This window comes from Pseudomonas sp. FSL L8-0168, from assembly GCF_037976155.1.
GTDB lineage: Bacteria > Pseudomonadota > Gammaproteobacteria > Pseudomonadales > Pseudomonadaceae > Aquipseudomonas > Aquipseudomonas paracarnis.
Genome location: NZ_CP150262.1, coordinates 2,841,352 through 2,860,950 on the forward strand (window position 1 = coordinate 2,841,352; position 19,599 = coordinate 2,860,950).

The window sequence follows — 19,599 nt, forward strand, 5'->3', positions numbered from 1 at the left end:
GTCTAGCGTTCAAGCCAGATAAGGGAGGCGAATCGGCCCGTACGTGGGCTTCGGCGATAAGAAAAGAAACGCGGGTCGGTCACAGTGCACAAACCGCCACCATACACAGCGCTAACACCGCGCGCGGCCAGACGCAGGCGCGCCAGTTGGTAAATGTCGGCCAGGTACTTGCCAGGGTTGTGGCTGGGAACAAAGGCCTCAGCGGTGGCACGCAGTTGCTGCATGAACACTTCACGCACTTCCGGGCCGACCTCAAAGGCTTGTGGGCCAATGGCAGGGCCGAGCCAGACCAGAACGTCTTCGGGTGCGCTATCCAGGCTTTCGAAAGCGGCCTCCAGCACGCCGGCCGCCAAACCACGCCAACCGGCATGGGCTGCGGCAACCCGGGTGCCCGCTCGATCACAGAACAGCGCAGGCAGGCAATCAGCGGTCATGGATGTGCAGGCGATGCCAGCGGTGCTGGTCCAACTACCGTCAGCCTCGACAGTACGGCCCGGATCGGCCTCAACCACGCGAGTACCATGGACTTGACGCAACCAGGCAGGCTGGATATCGAAGGCCTCACTCAGGCGACGGCGATTCTCAAGGACGGCCTCGAGGCTGTCCTCGACATGATCACCCAGGTTGAGGCTGTCGAACGGCGCCAGGCTGACGCCGCCCGCACGGGTGGTGACGCAGGCTTTTACCCGAGCCGGCGCGGGCCAGTCAGGTATCAGCCATTCACTCATCCGACAAACGCCTCGCGATCCTGCTTGAGCAGCGACAGCAGCCAGACCAGATCGTCCGGTAGTGGCGATTCCCAGCTCATGCGCTTACCGCTCGTCGGATGATCCAGTTCCAGGAAGCGTGCATGCAGTGCCTGGCGCGGGAACGTCTTGAGCGACTCAACCATGGTCTGGCTGGCCGCCGGCGGAATACGGAAGCGGCCACCGTAGGCCGGGTCGCCGACCAACGGGAAGTTGATGTGCGCCATGTGCACGCGAATCTGGTGGGTACGCCCGGTTTCCAGCTTGACCCGCACATGGGTGTGGGAACGGAAACGCTCCAGCACACGGTAGTGGCTGACGGCCTGCTTGCCACCTTCCATCACCGCCATACGCTGGCGCTGCTGGCCGTGACGACCAATGGGTGCGTTGATTTTGCCACCGGCCACAACGACGCCGATCACAATGCACTCATAGATGCGGCTGACGCTCCGGCTCTGCAATTGCGTAACCAGTTGCGTCTGCGCCTGAATGGTCTTGGCCACCACCATAAGGCCGGTGGTGTCCTTGTCCAGACGGTGAACAATGCCGCAGCGCGGCACATTGATGATGTCCGGCACGTGGTGCAACAGGGCATTGAGCAAGGTGCCATCAGCGTGCCCGGCGGCCGGGTGAACCACCAGGCCTGCGGGTTTGTTGATGACCAGGATGTCGTCGTCTTCATAGACGATATCCAGCTCGATGTCCTGGGCAACCCATTCTCCCTGGGCTTCCTGCTCGGCAGTCAGCTCAAGAATCGCACCGCCATGGACTATGTCTCGCGGGCGGATAACCGCTCCATCCACAGTCAGGCGGCCGTCTTTGATCCAGGCGGAAAGGCGCGAGCGCGAGTGCTCAGCGAATAATTGTGCGGCGACTTGATCGAGGCGTTGGCCGCCCAATTCGGACGGCACCTCTGCGCGAAGTTCAATTTTATCGGACATGCTCAGACTAGGCGTGGCGTAGCCTTTGGTTTCGGCTGCGCGCTTGTGGTTAAATACGGCGTCTTTTGCCCCGAGGCTTTCAACGGGGCGCTCATCATAACAGGACGGCCCCGCCCAAGACAGCGGCCGTCATAGGGACGCAAGCCGCCATGCAAGTGAAACACCTGCTGCTGATCGCCATCCTCGCCATGACTGCTGCTTGCTCGTCAACAAAGGACGTCGTCGACGAAAACCTGAGCGAAGTCGAGCTGTACCAGCAAGCTCAGACAGACTTGGACAATAATAGCTTCACCAGCGCCACAGCGAAGCTGAAGGCATTGGAGTCGCGTTACCCGTTCGGCCGCTATGCCGACCAGGCCCAGCTTGAGCTGATCTACGCCAACTACAAGAACGCCGAGCCGGAAGCTGCCAAGTCCGCTGCCGAGCGTTTCATCCGCCTGCACCCGCAGCACCCGAACGTGGACTACGCCTACTACATGAAGGGCCTGACCTCGTTCGACCAGGATGTTGGCCTGCTGGCGCGCTTCCTGCCGCTGGACATGACCAAGCGCGACCCGGGTGCTGCCCGTGACTCCTATAACGAGTTCGCCCAGCTGACCAGCCGCTACCCCAACAGCCGCTACGCGCCGGACGCCAAGCAGCGCATGATCTACTTGCGCAACCTGCTGGCTTCGTACGAGATCCACGTGGCCCACTACTACCTGACCCGTCAGGCTTATGTGGCCGCCGCCAACCGTGGCCGCTACGTGGTGGAAAACTTCCAGGAAACCCCGTCCGTGGGTGACGGCCTGGCCGTGATGACCGAGGCTTACCAGCGTCTGCACCTGGACACACTGGCGACGACCAGCCTGGAAACCCTGAAGCTCAACTACCCCGACCACCCTAGCCTGAAAGACGGCCAGTTCGTGCCTCAGGTTGCCGAAGCGGACAACCGTTCGTGGCTGAGCAAGTACACCCTGGGCCTGATCGAGTCCCGTCCACCACTGCCGCCGGGTGAAACTCGCGCCAACCAGGACGTGATCAAGATGTACCAGGACGCCAAGGACGCTATTCCTTCGGATCTCAAGCCGCACGACGAGAACGGTGACGTGATCGAAGAAGAAGAGCCGCAAGCCCTGGGCAACAACCAGGACCGCTCGTGGTTCAGCTACATGACCTTCGGTGTGTTCGACTGATTGTTCGACGCAACGCAAAAGGGAGCTCTGAAGGAGCTCCCTTTTTTATGAGCGAGTATTTATTGCCCTGTGCGCCCGTGACCACCTTGGCTAAACTGGCGCATTCCTTGTCGAGAAACTGCCCATCATGCTTCGTCTACTGTTCTGGATTGCCGTCATTGCTGCCGCGGTATGGTTCTGGCGCAAATTCAAAAAAAATGCCTCCCATCAGCAACGGCCTGCCGAACCGGATGCGGCCCTGATGGTGCGTTGCGCCCACTGTGGCGTGCACCTGCCGCAGGACCGCGCACTGAGTTCACGCCAGGAATGGTACTGCACCCAGGCGCATCTGGAACAAGGGCCAAAGTCTATTCAGCGTTGAGGCGACCTGCGGGGGCGTAAGGCGCTGGATCGATGATCGGAGCCCGCGCCAGCAGCAAGTCGGTGAACAACTGGCAAGATGCCGGTGCGAGTACCAGACCATTGCGGTAATGCCCGCAATTGAGCCACAACCCCTTGAAGCCAGGGACCTCACCGATAAACGGTATACCTTCGGGGGAGCCAGGCCGTAAACCGGCCCAATGCCCGACCACCTCGGCGTCCGCCAAGGCGGGAATCAGTTCCAGCGCAGACGCCTTGAGGCTTTCCAGCGCGGTGTCGGTTGGCGTCTTGTCGAATCCTTCATGCTCCAACGTGCTGCCGATCAGGATGTGCCCATCCCGCCGGGGAATCGCATAACGCCCCTTGGCCAGGACCATGCTGGATAAAAAGTCGGACGCGCATTTGTACAGGATCATTTGGCCTTTGACCGGCTCCATGGGTAGCCCCAAGCCCAGCGTACCCAACAATTGTCCGCTCCAGGCGCCGGCCGCGAGCACCACCTGATCCCCCAAAACCTGGCCCGTAGCGGTATTCACACCCACCACCCTGCCGTCGCCGAGCACAAAACCCGACACATCGCATTGCTCGCAAATCGTCACGTTCGGCAACGCCAGCAGGGCCGCCTTCAGTGATTTGACCAGGCGCGGGTTGCGTACGTTGGCCACATCGGCCATGTAGATCGCCTGAGAATAGCCGCCCCCCAACACCGGCACCGCGTCATGGGCCGCAGATACGTCCACCTTGCTCAACGGTCTCCCTTCACGGGCAGCCCAGGCCAGTGCTTGCGCTTCGTCATCCAGGTCGAGCCAATACAACCCCGTGGTATGTACCTCTGGATCGACGCCGGTCGCTGCAAACAGCCGTTGCGCCAGTTGCGGGTAAAAATCCTGGGACCAATGGGCCAAGGCAGTGACCGCCTGGCTATAGCGCCACGGGTACAACGGCGAGACAATCCCACCGCCCGCCCAGGAAGACTCTTGCCCAAGCCCACCGCGCTCCAGCAGCGTGACCGCCTGGCCCTCACTGGCGAGGTTGTACGCCGTCAACAGCCCGATTACTCCGCCGCCGACAATCACCACTTGCTGTTGCTTAGCCATCATTTGATCCAGCCGATAAACAGGGAAAGGCGCGCCCGGCGCCCACGCTTCAAGTACGCTCATCCTTGCCCCCAGCAGACCTTGGGCGACATTTCAGGCCCTGCTCCCGGGTTGCCGCGCATACCGGTGCTGGTCAAGCTGAATGCTGCGCATGCGTCGTTCGCCATGACCGAGTCCGCAGCGGGAGTGGCGAGCAGGTCAAAATCCTGAGGGTTGAGGACGGCACTGATTCTATAATGATCATTGCCCGCGCTGACGTCGCCTGCATCAATAAAAGTGCCATTCCTCGTATAAGAACGCTCCAGGTGCTGGGCCTGTTCGCTCAACAACGCGACGATCTGCGCCCGATACACCTTCTTCACCTGGCTGAGGTACCCGGGATACGCAATCCCGGCCAGCAACGCGATGATCGCCACGACGATCAGTAACTCAATCAGGGTAAAACCCTGGCTCTCCTTGCCCATCCGATTGCTCCTTATTGAAGTTGCCGCCATAAGACCCGTCGAAACTTGACGCGGCCGCCCTCCTCCACCCGTGCATAGACCGTCTCCAGCACCGTGCGCGTTTGCCCCGCAAGCCCGACCGAGGTGACACGAAAAAGTGTGCCTACGGTTTGGGGGGGTAAATGAGCAAGCCCTGCACCTTCCCCAAGAGATTGAATGCCATAAAACCCATCCTTCAAGGCGAGCCAGGTGACCGCCGAGACCGGGTTCGTCCCGGCCGCCGTCAAGGAAGACGCTTCAGCAGGCGGCGCACAACGGATGATCGAGTGGCAGACAGGCATCGCCTGGCCAACCTTTTGCACGGTCGACTCCCCCAATCTCAGGCCGCTTTCGGCAGATTGAAGCGATTGATTGCGATGCCACAGGCTGCTCGCGACTTTTTGCTGGGAGACCGCAGCCTGTATTGATGACAGTCCCACCTGCGACAGCACCAACAGGAACACCAGACTGATCAGCAGCACCATCCCGGTCTGCCGTACATGAATGCCGCCATGCATGATCATTGCCCCTACCCCAGCCGATTTCGCAGTGCCGCCACGACACTGTAGGTCTGGTCCTTCACCCGCCCAGCGGGGTCTTGAAGGGTCATGAGGATGCGCACGCTACGTATCAGCGACTCATCGGCGGGATGGCTGTCATAGCGCTCCACAACTGTTGATGCCGAGGTGGCTGCCATGCCGAAGCTGACGTCGAACGCCCTTACGTTATCCATCAATACCGCCCTGGCCGGCGCCGCCGGGGTACTGATCTTCAACTGGCCCGATTCGTAGGTGTAGGTAAGTTGGCGTATGCCAAAGCGAAGTTGGCCGGGCTCGGCGCCGGGTGGCGTGCCTGCATAAACCCTGGCCGCCTCCTTGCAGTCGGACAACACTGTCCAGTCAGGCCTGCCGACGCCATCGCCGACATTCGCGGTCACCAGCGTCAATGACTTCGCACTCCCTGCCGCTTCCCAGCTTATCGGCCGATCAAAGGCAACCGGAGCATTGTCGATAGCCGCCACGGCCAAACACCCCAGCATGCCCGCCTGGCGAATATCCTGGGTGATCTTGCTCAGCACAAAGCGCGCATCATCCTGCAGCACCATGGCGGCCTGCTGGCTGGCATGGGTCAATCGCGAGCTGATCAGTATCTGGCTTGCCCCCAGTATCATGACCAACCCGATGGCGAGCGCCAGCAACACTTCCACCAGGCTGAAACCTCGCCCAAGACGCTTCATTGCGACACTCCCTGTTCATTGCTGATGCGACTGGTCAGGGTGAAGGTTTCCCGCGCCCCAGGGCGATTTGCTGCCCGAGCATCCGCCCAACTGATGCTGATGGTGACCTCGTGCCCGTTCACCACCACTGATCCTTTGGCATCCTCGCCGGCAAAACCCATGATATTGGCTTCGAAATCGTGCAGGTCCAGGTCACGTACGCTGGCGGTGGCAGTGCTGGGTGGCCCCAGCTCCGCCCGGCCCCATGTGTAATCGGCGCCAGCATTGCTGCGAATGCGGTCGAGCATGTCGTAGGCAATAAAACTGGCTTGGCTGGTCATCCTGGCGCTGTTGGTGTACTTGAGCGCGTTGAGTTGCAGCACCGCAGCGCCCATCAGGCCGATCGCCAAAATCAACAGCGCGACCAGCACCTCGACCAGTGTCATGCCGGATTGGCGCAAGTGCGCAACGCGCAGGAATCGGTTCTGGCAGGCAGGCATTTGCGTCGTCATCCATGTCGAAGGCCGGAGAAAAAAGCAGGCAAGGCCTGCTGTGCGACCCAAGACTAGCGTCGGTTTTCGAGCGGCGCTGCTCCCGGAACAAAGGGAAATACTTTGGACATAAAGGCCATCATCCAGCGCCAAGGACCAAGCGCTATACCTAGAAAACCCACTCGTGCCCATGGAGGGAACGCACATGAAACAAAAAGGATTCACCCTGATTGAAATGCTGCTGGGGCTGATCGTCACCAGTTTTCTCGCGCAACTGGCCGTACCCGGTTTCAAGGGCTTGCTTGAATCGCAACAACGACAAAACGCGGCCCAAGCACTCGCCTCCGGGCTGCGCTACGCACGCACCGAGGCCATCGCGCGCAACCGGGCGGTGGTCATTCATGCAAAGGACGAGGACTGGAGCCTGGGATGGCGCGTGATACTGGATGTGAGTGGGCGCGGCCACCTGGATGACAACAATCCAGTATTGCTGGAGCGCGAGGGCAATGGGCGCGTGTCGGTGGCCGGGAATGGCCCGGTTACGAGCCAGGTGCGCTTCAGCGGCCTGGGGGAGCCGGTGTTTGCCGGCGGGGGATTTCGTGCCGGCACCGTACATGTGTGTGACAAGGACCAGGCACAGAGCCTGTATCAGATCGTGCTGGCCCCCAGCGGGCGCATCAGCCTGCGCAGTGACAAGACCGAACAGGCATTATGCCGAGGCTATTCCAGCACCCTGGCCATCAGAGCAGCGAGCGGACCCGCAGTTCCTTGGGCATGGAGAACGTGATGTTTTCTTCACGGCCCGCCAGCTCATCGGCGCCGGTGGCACCCCAGGCTTGCAACTGTTGGATCACACCGCGCACCAGTACTTCCGGAGCGGAGGCGCCCGCCGTGATGCCGATACGCTCGACACCGTCGAACCAGCTGCGCTGCATGTCTTCGGCGCCGTCGATCAGGTACGCCGGTGTGGCCATGCGCTCGGCCAGCTCGCGCAGGCGGTTGGAGTTGGAACTGTTAGGGCTGCCGACCACCAGCACTACATCGCATTCGTCCGCCAGTTGCTTGACCGCATCCTGGCGGTTTTGCGTGGCGTAGCAGATGTCATCCTTGCGGGGGCCGCCAATAGCAGGAAACCGCGTGCGCAGGGCGTCGATGACGCGGCTGGTATCGTCCATGGACAAGGTGGTCTGGGTGACGAAAGCCAGACGATCAGGGTTGTGTACCTGCAAGTTGGCAACGTCTTTTTCGTCTTCCACCAGGTAGATGGCGCCGCCGTTGCTGGCGTCGTACTGGCCCATGGTGCCTTCGACCTCCGGGTGACCGGCATGGCCGATCAGGATGCATTCGCGACCGTCGCGGCTATAACGGGCCACCTCGATGTGCACCTTGGTCACCAGCGGGCAGGTGGCATCGAACACTTTAAGGCCACGGCCAGCCGCTTCGGTACGCACGGCCTGGGACACGCCATGGGCACTGAAGATGACGATAACGTCGTCGGGTACCTGATCGAGTTCTTCGACAAAGATCGCACCGCGTGCGCGCAGGTCTTCGACCACGAACTTGTTATGCACGACTTCGTGGCGCACATAAATCGGCGGCCCGAAGACCTCCAGGGCGCGGTTGACGATTTCGATCGCCCGGTCCACGCCAGCGCAGAAGCCACGGGGGTTGGCGAGTTTGATTTGCATGCTGTGCCTCGTGCCTTGCAGGCCAAGAAATTGGATCAACTCAGCTCTATAGAATAAGCATCTGTGGGAGCGGGCTTGCCCGCGATGCAAACGACTCGATGTATCAGATACACCTAGGTGATGCTATCGCAGGCAAGCCAGCTCCCACACAAGCCAGCCCCACAGGAACCGGTTTCGTCAGTTAGAGCGCTTTAACGTCGATGATTTCAACATCAAACGTCAAGGTTTTACCGGCCAACGGATGGTTGAAATCGATGGTCACTTGCGCATCATCGAAGGCTTTAACCACACCGGGCAATTCGGTATTGGCCGCATCATTGAAGATCACCAGCAAACCTTCCGACAGGTCCATACCTTCGAACTGCGAACGCGGGATGATCTGCACGTTTTGCGGGTTGGGTTGGCCGAAAGCGTTTTCCGGCAGGATCTGCAGGTTGCGCTTGTCGCCCGCCTTGAACCCGAACAATGCCGCTTCAAAACCAGGCAGCAGGTTACCGTCGCCAACCTTGAAGGTCGCCGGGGCTTTGTCGAAGGTGCTGTCGACCGTGTCGCCATTTTCCAGGCGCAATGCGAAATGCAAAGTGACTTCCGTGTTCTGGCCGATGCGTTGCTCAGCCAATACCTGATCAGTCATTGACGGTTTCTCCGGTTTTCTTGCTCTTGAACATATCCAGCGCCAGCATGATTGCACCAACGGTGATGGCGCTGTCGGCAAAGTTGAACGCCGGGAAGTAGTGGCGGTTCTGCCAATGCACCAGGATGAAGTCGATCACATGGCCCAGGGCGATGCGGTCATACAGGTTACCCAGCGCGCCGCCCAACACCAGGGCCAGCGCGATAGCCAGCCAGGTGTCGTCGCGGCCCAGGCGCTTGAGCCACACCACCAGCACGGCACTGACCACCACGGCGATCAGCGCGAACAGCCAGCGCTGCCAGCCACCGCCATCAGCGAGGAAGCTGAAGGCGGCACCCGTGTTATAGGCCAGGGTCCAGCTGAAGTAATCCGGGATCACCACGATTTGCTGGAACATTTCCAGGGAGCCCTCGAAGTGAGCCTTGCTGACCTGGTCAATGACCAGCACCAGCAGGCTCAGTACGAGCCAGCCCAGACGTCCGAAACGACTGGCTGTATTAGGCATAGTGACGAACCTCGCCTTCACCGCTGATGTTGTCGACACAACGACCACAGATTTCCGGGTGCTCAGGGTTCACGCCGACATCTTCACGGCAGTGCCAGCAACGGGCGCATTTAGGGAAGGCCGACTTCACCACCTTGAGCTTCAGGCCCGGCACCTCGGTGACCACGGCATCTGCCGGGGCCTGGGCGAAAGGTGCCAGGCTCGCGGTGGAGGTGATCAGTACGAAGCGCAGTTCGTTGCTCAGCTTGGCCAGGTCGGCACTCAGGCCGTCCTCGGCAAACAAGGTGACTTCGGCTTGCAGGTTGCCGCCCACGGCCTTGGCCGCACGCTGAACTTCCAGCTCCTTGTTCACCGCAACCTTGACAGCCATGACGCCTTCCCAGTACTCGCGGCCCAGTTCGAAGTCGGCCGGCAGTTCGGTCAGGCCTTCGTACCAGGTGTTGAGCATGACCGACTCGTTACGCTCGCCCGGCAGGTATTCCCACAGCTCGTCGGCGGTGAACGCCAGGATCGGCGCGATCCAGCGCACCAGCGCTTCGCTGACGTGGTACAGCGCGGTCTGCGCCGAACGGCGAGCCTTGCTGTTGGCGCCGGTGGTGTACTGGCGGTCCTTGATGATATCGAGGTAGAAACCGCCCAACTCCTGCACGCAGAAGTTGTGGATCTTGGAGTAGACGTTCCAGAAGCGGTATTCGCCGTAGTGTTCCTGCAACTCGCGCTGCAACAACAGGGTACGGTCCACGGCCCAACGGTCCAGCGCGAGCATGTCTTCGGCCGGCAGCAGGTCGGTGGCCGGGTTGAAACCGGTCAGGTTCGACAGCATGAAGCGCGCGGTATTGCGGATACGACGGTAGGCGTCGGCGCTGCGGGCCAGGATCTGGTCCGACACGGCGATTTCACCCGAATAATCGGTGGAAGCCACCCACAGACGCATGATGTCGGCGCCCAACGTATCGTTGATCTTTTTCGGCTCGATCACGTTCTTCAGCGATTTGGACATCTTGCGGCCCGTCTCGTCGACGGTGAAGCCGTGGGTCAGCAGCTCGCGGTACGGCGCGTGGTTGTCGATGGCGCAACCGGTCAGCAGCGACGAGTGGAACCAGCCACGGTGCTGGTCCGAACCTTCCAGGTACAGGTCGGCACGCGGGCCGGTCTCGTGGCCCATAGGGTGCGAACCGCGCAGCACGTGCCAGTGAGTGGTGCCCGAATCGAACCACACGTCGAGGGTGTCGCTGATCTTGTCGTACAGCGGCGCTTCATCGCCCAGCAACTCGGCGGCGTCCAGCTTGAACCAGGCTTCGATGCCTTCCTGCTCAACGCGCTGGGCCACGACTTCCATCAGCTCGACGGTGCGCGGGTGCAGCTCACCGCTTTCCTTGTTCAGGAAAAACGGGATCGGCACGCCCCAGTTACGCTGGCGGGAGATGCACCAGTCAGGACGGTTGGCGATCATCGAGTGCAGGCGCGCCTGGCCCCAGGCCGGGACGAACTTGGTGTCTTCGATGGCTTTGAGCGAGCGTACACGCAGGGTGTCGCCGCTGGTCGGCTCTTTGTCCATGCCGATAAACCACTGCGCCGTAGCGCGGTAGATCAGCGGGGTCTTGTGACGCCAGCAATGCATGTAGCTGTGCTGGATGGTGGCGGTTTGCATCAACGCACCGACTTCACGCAGCTTTTCGATGATCGGCTGGTCAGCCTTGAAGATGAACTGGCCACCGAAGAACTCGAGCGAAGGCACGTAGACGCCATTGCTCTGCACCGGGTTGATGATGTCATCGTTGACCATGCCGTACTTCTTGCAGATCACGAAGTCGTCCACCCCATAGGCAGGCGAGCAGTGGACAATGCCGGTACCCGAACCCAACTCGACGTAGTCAGCCAGGTACACCGGCGACAGACGGTCATAGAACGGGTGACGGAAGTTGATCAGCTCCAGCGCAGAACCAGTGGTGGTGGCGATCACCGAACCTTTTAGTTCGTAACGCGCCAGGCACGACTCGACCATTTCTTCGGCCAGCACCAGCAGGCGATCACCGACGTCCACCAGGGCGTAGGTGAATTCCGGGTGCACGTTCAGCGCCTGGTTGGCCGGGATGGTCCACGGGGTAGTGGTCCAGATCACGATGGCCGCTGGCTTGCTCAGGCTTGCCAGGCCAAAGGCCTCGGCCAGCTTGGCGTCGTCGGCGATCGGGAAGGCCACGTCGATGGTCGAGGACTTCTTGTCTTCGTACTCCACTTCCGCTTCGGCCAGGGCCGAACCGCAGTCGAAGCACCAGTTCACGGGCTTGAGGCCCTTGAACACGAAACCGCCCTTGACGATTTCAGCCAAGGCGCGGATTTCACCGGCCTCGTTCTTGAAGTTCATGGTCTTGTAGGGGTTGTCCCACTCGCCCAGCACGCCCAGGCGGATGAATTCGGACTTCTGGCCTTCGATCTGCTCAGTGGCGTAGGCACGGCACAGTTCGCGGGTCTTGTCCGCGCCCAGGTTCTTGCCGTAGGTCACTTCAACTTTATGCTCGATCGGCAGGCCATGGCAGTCCCAGCCCGGAACGTACGGCGCGTCAAAGCCCGACAGGGTTTTGGAGCGCAGGATCATGTCCTTGAGAATCTTGTTCAGCGCATGACCGATATGAATCGTGCCGTTGGCATAAGGAGGGCCGTCGTGCAGGACGAATTTCGGACGATCCTTGCCAATTTCGCGCAACTTTCCGTACAGGCCAATACTGTCCCAGCGCTGCAGGATCTGCGGTTCGCGCTGTGGCAGGCCGGCCTTCATTGGGAAGGCGGTGTCCGGAAGGTTTAGCGTGGCTTTATAGTCGGTCATTTAAGGCTCTTCGGTTAGCGATGGGCGCTAGGTGCGGCTAGTGCACGGGCGGCGGCGACATCCGCATTGATCGCCGTTTTCAACGCCTCCAGGGAGGCGAAACGCTGCTCTTCACGCAGCTTCTGGTGGAAAACCACCGTCAAACGCCGGTCGTATAAATCACCGGCAAAATCCAAAAGGTGAACTTCCAGGTGGGCCTTGCCATCACCTGCAACCGTGGGCCTGACGCCTATATTGGCAACTCCTGGCCACGATTGGCCGTCGATGTCGACGCTTACCAGGTAAACCCCGGTCAGCGGCACACGACGGCGCTTGAGTTGCACGTTGGCGGTTGGCGTGCCCAATTGGCGCGCCAGCTTCTGGCCGTGCAATACCCGCCCGGCAATGCGGAACGGGCGACCGAGCAAACGCTCGGCCAGGTCGAAGTCGGCGGCGGCCAGGGCGTTACGCACCTGGGTGCTGCTCACGCGCAGGCCGTCCAGTTCGACGGTTTGCGCGGCTTCGACAGTGAAACCCTGATTGACGCCGGCATGTTGCAGGAAATCGAAATCCCCGACCCGGTCACAACCGAAATGGAAGTCGTCGCCGACCTCCAGGTGCTGTACACCCAAGCCGTCCACCAGGATGCGGTCGACGAACTCGGCGGCGCTGAGGCTGCGCAAACGCTGGTTGAATGCCAGGCAGAGGACACGGTCCACGCCCTCCTCCGCCAACAGTTGCAGCTTGTCCCGCAAGCGCGCCAAGCGGGCCGGCGCGGTTTCGGGGGTAAAGAACTCCCGCGGTTGTGGCTCAAAAATCACCACGCAGCTGGGCACGCCCAACTCGACCGCACGCTCGCGCAGCCGAGCCAGGATAGCCTGGTGGCCACGGTGAACACCGTCAAAGTTGCCAATAGTGGCGACGCAGCCCCGATGCTCGGGGCGCAGGTTGTGGAGACCTCGAACCAGCTGCATAACGCGCTTCTTGCTCATAAAGTGGTCGATTATAACCACACCCAGCCCCGGACGACAGGCAACTGCGCAGGCCAAATGGGTCGAATCGATAAAACAACCGTTTTATCGCGGCAAAGTCTCTATCCCAACGACTTGCGATTGAAATCACGCAGGCGAAAACCCTGCAACAGCAACATCCCGAAGTACACCGCCACGCCCGCCACCACCAATACACCCAGGCGCATGAAGCGCTCCAGCATATTACCTTGGTCCCAGGCCGGCATGAGGTGCATCAGGGCAAAGAGCACAACCGACATCGCGGCGACCGCCACCAGCAGCTTGAGCGCAAACACGCCCCAGCCGGGCTGTGGTTGATACATCTGCTGTTTACGCAATTGGTAAAACAGCAGGCCTGCGTTTATACATGCCCCCGCGCTGATCGCCAAAGCCAGGCCGGCGTGGGCCAGCGGGCCGATAAACACCAGGTTGAGCAGTTGCGTAACCACCAGGGTGAAAATCGCGATTTTCACCGGGGTACGGATGTTTTGCTGAGCGTAGAAGCCGGGCGCCAGCACTTTGATCACGATAATGCCGAGCAGACCGACGGAGTAGGCGACCAGCGCATGCTGGGTCATCAAGGCGTCATGGGCGTCGAACTGCCCGTATTGAAACAGCGAGACCGTCAACGGTTCGGCGAGGATGCCCAGGGCCAGGGCGCACGGCAACACCAGCAGAAAGCATAGGCGCAGGCCCCAATCGAGTATGCGTGAGTATTCCTGGCGATCCTTGCTGGCGTAGGTACGCGCCAGGGTCGGCAGCAGGATGGTGCCCAACGCCACGCCCAGCACACCGGATGGCAATTCCATCAGGCGGTCGGCGTAGTACATCCACGACACCGAGCCGGATACCAGCAACGAGGCGAACGCGGTGTTGATGATCAGGGAAATCTGACTGACCGACACCCCGAGGATCGCCGGCAGCATGTTGCGCATCACGCGCCAGACGCCGGAATCCTTGAGGTTCAAGCGCGGCAGTACAAGCATGCCGATTTTTTTCAGGTGCGGCAGCTGGTACAGCAACTGTGCCAGGCCGCCGGCCAGGACCGCCCAGCCCAGGGCCATGACGGGCGGATCGAAATACGGCGTAAGGAACAACGCAAAAATAATCATGCTGACGTTCAGCAAGGTCGGCACAAAGGCCGGTACCGAGAAACGATTCCAGGTATTGAGGATCGCCCCGGCGAGCGAAGACAGGGAAATCAGCAATATATAAGGAAAGGTCACCCGCAGCAGATCAGTGGTCAGCGCGAACTTTTCCGGCGTATTGGCAAAACCGGGCGCCGTGGCCCAGATCACCCAGGGCGCGGCGAGCATCCCGACGATGGTTACCAGCATCAGCACCAGCGTCAGCAAACCTGAGACGTAGGCGATAAACGTACGGGTCGCCTCCTCGCCATGCTGGGTCTTGTACTCGGCCAGAATCGGCACGAACGCCTGGGAAAACGCGCCTTCGGCAAAGATCCGCCGCAACAGGTTGGGCAGTTTAAAGGCAATAAAGAACGCATCCGTGGCCATGCTGGCGCCAAAGATGCGGGCCAGCAGGGTGTCACGCACGAACCCCAACACCCTGGAAATCATCGTGATAGAGCTGACGGCAGCCAACGATTTGAGCAGATTCATTGAAAGAGTTTGCGCCTATAGATAAAGAGCAGGCGAACTACGCGCCCACTTATGCGATACTGCGCGCCTGCAACAGCACAGAGCCAAAGCTCGCGAGTTTACAGGTCAAGCGCCGGAAATAAATCACCCGCCTCTTCAGATCGACCACTCAGCAGTTCGCATCAGCCGCCCTTGACAACCCGTCAAGTCATCGGCATGATTCGCGGCCTATTTTGTTTGCTATTTCCTAAAAAGTCTTTCGAGGAGCTCGACGGTGGCCAACACACCTTCCGCCAAAAAACGTGCAAAACAGGCTGAGAAGCGTCGCAGCCACAACGCCAGCCTGCGTTCCATGGTTCGCACCTACATCAAGAATGTAGTCAAAGCCATCGACACCAAAGACGCTGAAAAAGCTCAAGCAGCTTACGTTCTGGCTGTGCCTGTTATCGACCGTATGGCCGATAAAGGCATCATCCACAAGAACAAGGCCGCTCGCCATAAGAGCCGCCTGAATGGCCACATCAAGGCTCTGAGCGTTCCTGCTGCAGCCTAAGTGGTAACAACTGCCACGTAGCCCAGGTTGCGTAACAGTTAAGAAATGCCCCGTACCGAAAGGTCCGGGGCATTTTTGTTTGCCCCCTGAAAACTGTAGGAGCGAGCTTGCTCGCGAAGATCGTTAACGATGACGCGGGAAGCCTGGCGCCCGAGGGGTTCTCAGGTTTTTCGCGAGCAAGCTCGCGCCTACAGAAAGTTGACCGGGAATATTCTCAAGGCAAAAAAACGCCCCGAACCAGTCGGGGCGTTTTTGATACCGATTGATCAAACCACAATCAATGGTGATGACCGCCTTCACCGTGGACGTGGCCGTGAGCCACTTCTTCCTGGGAAGCGTCGCGGATGGCCACGATCTTCACTTGGAAGTTCAGGCGCTGGCCAGCCAGAGGGTGGTTGCCGTCAACGGTAACGTCGTCGCCGTCCAGGTCGCGGATGGTGACGATCTGCATTTGGCCGTCCGGCGCGGAAGCGTGGAACTGCATGCCCACTTCCAGCTCATCAACACCTTCGAACATGCTGCGGCTCAAGGTGCTGACCAGTTCGGCGGAGTATTCGCCGTAGGCATCTTCAGGTTCTACGGCGACGGTCAGTTCGTCACCGACGTTCTTGCCTTCCAGAGCCTTTTCCAGGCCCGGGATGATGTTACCTGCGCCTTGCAGGTAAACCAGCGGCGCGCCGCCGGCGGAGCTGTCGATGACCTCACCAGCGTCGTTGGTCAGGGTATAGTCGATGGAGACAGCCTTGTTAGCGGCGATCGTCATGGGGCGAGACCTTTTGCATAAGAATGAAGAACGGACAAGTCTAAACAAGGATTTGCCCGAAAGCGAACGGAACCCGGACGGACGGGGCCGATCAACGGTCACGATCACAGGTTTTCATCAGGACGACGATGGCCACTGGGTGGCCGAGCTGTCCTGCGGCCACACCCAGCACCTGCGCCACCAACCGCCCTGGCAGTCGCGCGCCTGGGTGCTCGACCCCGCGCAACGCCTTGAAAAAATAGGCCAGGCCTTTGCGTGCGGCTGGTGTGCGCAAGGGCACGAATAACGATAACCTTGGCGCCTGATTCGCGGTAGGCACTCACCCATAGAGCGCCACCCAAGCCATGCACCTCCAGAGAATTCGCATGCAGACTTTTTTTATCGCGCCCACCGATTTTGGTGTGGGTCTGACCTCCATCAGCCTTGGGCTGGTGCGCACCCTGGAACGGGCCGGCCTGAAAGTCGGTTTTTTCAAACCCATCGCCCAGCCACACCCTGGCGATACCGGGCCGGAACGCTCCACCGAGCTGGTGGCGCGCACCCACGGCCTGAAACCGCCGCAGCCCCTGGGCCTGGCTCACGTGGAGCGCATGCTCGGCGACGGCCAGCTCGATGAGCTGCTCGAAGAGATCATCACCCTTTACCAACAGGCAGCCGTAGGCAAAGACGTGCTGATCGTCGAAGGCATGGTGCCGACCCGCAGCGCCAGCTACGCGGCACGGGTCAACCTGCACCTGGCCAAGAGCCTGGACGCCGAAGTGATCCTGGTCTCGGCGCCGGAAAATGAAGTGCTCACCGAGCTTTCCGGCCGTGTGGAATTGCAGGCCCAACTGTTTGGCGGTCCCAAAGACCCGAAAGTGCTGGGCGTAATCCTCAACAAGGTACGCACCGACGAAAGCATGGAAGCCTTCTCGGCGCGCCTCAAAGAGCATTCGCCGCTGTTGCGCAGCGGCGATTTCCGGCTGCTCGGCTGCATCCCCTACCAACCCGAGCTGAATGCCCCGCGCACCCGCGACGTGGCCGACCTGATGGGCGCGCAGATCCTCAATGCCGGCGACTACGAAAGCCGGCGCATGACCAAGATCATCATTTGCGCACGCACCATGCGTAACACCGTCGAGCTGCTCAAACCCGGCGTGTTGGTGGTGACCCCGGGAGATCGCGATGACATCATCCTCGCCGTCAGCCTGGCCGCCATCAATGGCGTGCCGCTGGCCGGGCTGCTGCTGACCAGCGACACCCTGCCCGACCCACGCATCATGGATCTGTGCCGGGGCGCCTTCCAGGCCGGGTTGCCGGTGTTGTCGGTGAGCACCGGCTCCTATGACACCGCCAACCAGCTCAATAGCCTCAACAAGGAAATCCCTATCGATGACCGCGAGCGTGCGGAAATCATCACCGACTTCGTCGCCAGCCACCTCGATGCGCGCTGGCTGCACCAGCGTTGCGGCACGCCGCGGGAGATGCGCCTGTCGCCGGCGGTGTTCCGTTACCAGTTGATCCAACGCGCCCAGGCCGCCAACAAACGCATCGTGTTGCCCGAAGGCAGCGAGCCGCTGACCGTACAGGCCGCCGCAATCTGCCAGGCCCGCGGCATTGCCCGTTGCGTGCTGCTGGCCAAGCCTGCGGATGTGGAGGCAGTCGCCCGCGCCCAGGGTATCGACCTGCCCGAAGGCCTGGAGATTCTCGACCCCGACCTGATTCGCCAACGCTACGTGGAGCCAATGGTCGCCTTGCGCAAGAGCAAAAGCCTCAACGCGCCCATGGCCGAGCAACAACTGGAAGACACCGTGGTGATCGCCACCATGATGCTCGCTCTCGACGAAGTGGATGGCCTGGTCTCCGGCGTTATTCACTCCACCGCCAATACCATTCGCCCTGCCCTGCAACTGATCAAGACCGCGCCGGGCTGCACCTTGGTGTCGTCGGTGTTCTTTATGCTGTTCCCCGAGCAGGTACTGGTGTACGGCGACTGCGTGATGAACCCGCACCCAAGCGCTGCGGAACTGGCGGAAATCGCCCTGCAAAGCGCCGACTCGGCGGCCGCGTTCGGCATCACGCCACGGGTGGCGATGATCAGCTATTCCAGCGGTGACTCGGCCAGCGGCGAGGAGGTGGAAAAAGTCCGCGAAGCCACCCTGCTCGCCCACGAACAACAAAGCTCGCTGCTGATCGACGGCCCGTTGCAATACGACGCCGCCGCCAACGAAAACGTCGCCCGACAACTGGCGCCCAACAGCCAGGTGGCAGGCAAGGCCACCGTCTTTGTATTCCCGGACCTGAACACCGGCAACACTACCCACAAAGCCGTACAACGCAGCGCCGATTGCGTGAGCCTGGGGCCGATGCTCCAGGGCCTGCGCAAACCGGTCAATGACCTGCCACGAGGCGCCCAGGTGGACGACATCGTGTACACCATCGCCCTGACGGCGATCCAAGCCGCCAACCGACCCATGGATATCTAAATGCTGGATTTTCTACCTGCCGCCGTGCGCGGGGTGATCGCTTCGCTGTTGCTGGCGCTGAACACGATCCTGCTGTGTTCGTTCCTGTTTATCGTGGCGCTGTTCAAGGCGCTGCCGTTCGCCAAGCGCCTGAGCGAATGGCTGATGAACCACACCCATGAAGCCTGGGTCACCAACAACAAGGGTTGGATGAACCTGGTGCGCCGTACGCGCTGGCACCTGACTGGCCTTGAGGGCCTGGACTACCAGCACTCGTACCTGGTGACCAGCAACCATCAGAGCTGGGTCGACATCATGGTGTTGCAGTACGTGCTCAATCGGCGCATTCGCCCCCTGAAGTTCTTCCTCAAGCAAGAGCTGATCTGGGTACCGGTGATTGGTCTGGCGTGGTGGGCGCTGGGCTTCCCCTTCATGAAGCGCTACAGCAAGGCTTATTTGGAGAAGCACCCGGAGAAGAAAGGCAAAGACCTGGAAACCACGCGCAAGACCTGTGCGAAGTTTCGCGACAATCCCGTGGGGATTTTCAACTTTGCCGAAGGCACACGCTTTACGCCGGGCAAGCATGCGCAGCAGCAGTCACCGTTTCGCTACCTGCTTAAACCCAAGGCGGGTGGCATTGCGTTTGTGTTGGATGCCATGGGCGAGCAGCTCAAGTCACTGATCAATGTGACCATCCACTACCCCGCCGGGCGCCCAGGTTATTGGGATTTGCTGTGCGGTAACGTGAAGGACGTGGTGGTGCACTTTGAAGAGGTGCAGATACCGGCCGAATTCATCGGCAAGAATTATGAGCAGGATGGGGAATATCGACTGGCGTTCCAGGGCTGGATCAACCAGTTGTGGCAAGACAAGGATGCATTGTTGGAACAGCTGCACAAAGACTTTCCGGCCAGCCGCTGATCAACATGTGGATGCAATTTAATGTGGGGGCTGGCTTGCCTGCGATAGCGGTGGATCAGCTAAGGATCAATAAACTGACAGTCCGTCATCGCAGGCAAGCCAGCTCCCACATTGACCGAGTCCACATTTGAGAATATGTAAAAAGCCCGCCACCGGGTAACCGGTGGCG

Annotated in this window: 21 protein-coding genes; 7 read left to right on the top strand and 14 right to left on the bottom strand. The window is 60.5% G+C overall.

All coding sequences use genetic code 11. The features are described from left to right. Nucleotides 1-2: 2 nt before the first annotated feature. Both pgeF and rluD read right to left on the bottom strand, forming a co-directional pair. Nucleotides 3-728 carry a peptidoglycan editing factor PgeF gene (gene pgeF / locus MHH62_RS12565; protein WP_339233007.1) on the bottom strand — a complete coding sequence of 242 codons (726 nt, stop codon included), beginning with the start codon at nucleotides 726-728 and terminating at the stop codon, nucleotides 3-5. Then, nucleotides 725-1,687 (bottom strand): 23S rRNA pseudouridine(1911/1915/1917) synthase RluD, encoded by a 963-nt coding sequence (rluD, locus tag MHH62_RS12570; protein ID WP_003188422.1) that lies wholly within the window; start codon nucleotides 1,685-1,687, stop codon nucleotides 725-727. Before rluD ends, pgeF begins: the two co-directional genes overlap by 4 nt. 149 nt (nucleotides 1,688-1,836) lie before the next feature. On the opposite strand from rluD, the gene MHH62_RS12575 reads away from it, so the two are divergent. Both MHH62_RS12575 and MHH62_RS12580 read left to right on the top strand, forming a co-directional pair. Continuing rightward, the gene (locus tag MHH62_RS12575; RefSeq protein ID WP_003188421.1) at nucleotides 1,837-2,862 is read left to right on the top strand and encodes an outer membrane protein assembly factor BamD; all 1,026 of its coding nucleotides are present in this window, start codon (nucleotides 1,837-1,839) and stop codon (nucleotides 2,860-2,862) included. Between the two features lie 127 nt (nucleotides 2,863-2,989). Further along, nucleotides 2,990-3,223 (top strand): PP0621 family protein, encoded by a 234-nt coding sequence (locus MHH62_RS12580; protein ID WP_014716865.1) that lies wholly within the window; start codon nucleotides 2,990-2,992, stop codon nucleotides 3,221-3,223. On the opposite strand, the gene thiO is transcribed toward MHH62_RS12580, so the two are convergent. From thiO to pilV, 5 genes are read right to left on the bottom strand one after another with little or no spacing between them, the layout of a single operon-like run. Further along, nucleotides 3,210-4,319 (bottom strand): glycine oxidase ThiO, encoded by a 1,110-nt coding sequence (gene thiO, locus MHH62_RS12585; RefSeq protein ID WP_339233008.1) that lies wholly within the window; start codon nucleotides 4,317-4,319, stop codon nucleotides 3,210-3,212. The genes MHH62_RS12580 and thiO overlap by 14 nt on opposite strands. A 59-nt stretch (nucleotides 4,320-4,378) precedes the next feature. After that, nucleotides 4,379-4,783, bottom strand: a complete 405-nt coding sequence (locus tag MHH62_RS12590; RefSeq protein ID WP_020302966.1) for a type IV pilin protein — start codon at nucleotides 4,781-4,783, stop codon at nucleotides 4,379-4,381. Between the two features lie 11 nt (nucleotides 4,784-4,794). Further along, nucleotides 4,795-5,325 (bottom strand): PilX N-terminal domain-containing pilus assembly protein, encoded by a 531-nt coding sequence (locus MHH62_RS12595; RefSeq protein WP_103452013.1) that lies wholly within the window; start codon nucleotides 5,323-5,325, stop codon nucleotides 4,795-4,797. A 5-nt stretch (nucleotides 5,326-5,330) separates the two neighbouring features. After that, nucleotides 5,331-6,038: a prepilin-type N-terminal cleavage/methylation domain-containing protein gene (locus MHH62_RS12600; RefSeq protein WP_060766626.1), complete on the bottom strand. Its 708-nt coding sequence runs from the start codon at nucleotides 6,036-6,038 to the stop codon at nucleotides 5,331-5,333. Next, nucleotides 6,035-6,517, bottom strand: a complete 483-nt coding sequence (gene pilV / locus MHH62_RS12605) for a type IV pilus modification protein PilV (RefSeq protein ID WP_038448835.1) — start codon at nucleotides 6,515-6,517, stop codon at nucleotides 6,035-6,037. The genes MHH62_RS12600 and pilV overlap by 4 nt, the downstream gene beginning before the upstream one ends. Before the next feature lie 196 nt (nucleotides 6,518-6,713). Between pilV and MHH62_RS12610 the strand changes: the two genes are divergently transcribed. Next, the gene (locus MHH62_RS12610; RefSeq protein ID WP_103452011.1) at nucleotides 6,714-7,295 is read left to right on the top strand and encodes a GspH/FimT family pseudopilin; all 582 of its coding nucleotides are present in this window, start codon (nucleotides 6,714-6,716) and stop codon (nucleotides 7,293-7,295) included. Here MHH62_RS12610 and ispH read toward each other — a convergent pair. The 6 genes from ispH to murJ form a co-directional block, all read right to left on the bottom strand. After that, the gene (ispH, locus tag MHH62_RS12615) at nucleotides 7,249-8,196 is read right to left on the bottom strand and encodes a 4-hydroxy-3-methylbut-2-enyl diphosphate reductase (protein WP_003188409.1); all 948 of its coding nucleotides are present in this window, start codon (nucleotides 8,194-8,196) and stop codon (nucleotides 7,249-7,251) included. The genes MHH62_RS12610 and ispH overlap by 47 nt on opposite strands. 181 nt (nucleotides 8,197-8,377) lie before the next feature. Further along, entirely contained in the window at nucleotides 8,378-8,815 is a 438-nt protein-coding gene (locus MHH62_RS12620) for a peptidylprolyl isomerase (protein ID WP_169855857.1), read from the bottom strand. 7 nt (nucleotides 8,816-8,822) lie between these two features. Further along, nucleotides 8,823-9,335 carry a signal peptidase II gene (gene lspA, locus MHH62_RS12625; protein WP_014716859.1) on the bottom strand — a complete coding sequence of 171 codons (513 nt, stop codon included), beginning with the start codon at nucleotides 9,333-9,335 and terminating at the stop codon, nucleotides 8,823-8,825. Next, on the bottom strand, nucleotides 9,328-12,159 hold the full coding sequence (ileS, locus tag MHH62_RS12630) for an isoleucine--tRNA ligase (protein WP_339233009.1): 2,832 nt from the start codon (nucleotides 12,157-12,159) through the stop codon (nucleotides 9,328-9,330). The genes lspA and ileS overlap by 8 nt, the downstream gene beginning before the upstream one ends. A 14-nt stretch (nucleotides 12,160-12,173) precedes the next feature. Then, a complete protein-coding gene (gene ribF / locus MHH62_RS12635) occupies nucleotides 12,174-13,112 on the bottom strand; it encodes a bifunctional riboflavin kinase/FAD synthetase (protein WP_003188404.1) in 939 nt (312 codons plus the stop codon). 119 nt (nucleotides 13,113-13,231) lie between these two features. Further along, a complete protein-coding gene (gene murJ, locus MHH62_RS12640; protein ID WP_014716857.1) occupies nucleotides 13,232-14,770 on the bottom strand; it encodes a murein biosynthesis integral membrane protein MurJ in 1,539 nt (512 codons plus the stop codon). Nucleotides 14,771-15,023: 253 nt separating this feature from the next. Between murJ and rpsT the strand changes: the two genes are divergently transcribed. Then, nucleotides 15,024-15,302: a 30S ribosomal protein S20 gene (rpsT, locus tag MHH62_RS12645; protein ID WP_003188401.1), complete on the top strand. Its 279-nt coding sequence runs from the start codon at nucleotides 15,024-15,026 to the stop codon at nucleotides 15,300-15,302. Between the two features lie 277 nt (nucleotides 15,303-15,579). Here the strand turns inward: rpsT and MHH62_RS12650 are convergent, their stop codons facing one another. After that, nucleotides 15,580-16,065: a peptidylprolyl isomerase gene (locus MHH62_RS12650; protein ID WP_003188398.1), complete on the bottom strand. Its 486-nt coding sequence runs from the start codon at nucleotides 16,063-16,065 to the stop codon at nucleotides 15,580-15,582. Here MHH62_RS12650 and MHH62_RS12655 point away from each other — a divergent pair. From MHH62_RS12655 to MHH62_RS12665, 3 genes are all read left to right on the top strand, one after another. After that, a complete protein-coding gene (locus MHH62_RS12655) occupies nucleotides 16,064-16,351 on the top strand; it encodes a DUF3565 domain-containing protein (protein WP_102666761.1) in 288 nt (95 codons plus the stop codon). The two genes, MHH62_RS12650 and MHH62_RS12655, sit on opposite strands and share 2 nt — an antisense overlap. Before the next feature lie 79 nt (nucleotides 16,352-16,430). After that, nucleotides 16,431-18,530 (top strand): phosphate acetyltransferase, encoded by a 2,100-nt coding sequence (gene pta / locus MHH62_RS12660; protein WP_003188396.1) that lies wholly within the window; start codon nucleotides 16,431-16,433, stop codon nucleotides 18,528-18,530. Continuing rightward, nucleotides 18,531-19,430: an acyltransferase gene (locus tag MHH62_RS12665; RefSeq protein WP_014716856.1), complete on the top strand. Its 900-nt coding sequence runs from the start codon at nucleotides 18,531-18,533 to the stop codon at nucleotides 19,428-19,430. Nucleotides 19,431-19,599: the final 169 nt, after the last annotated feature.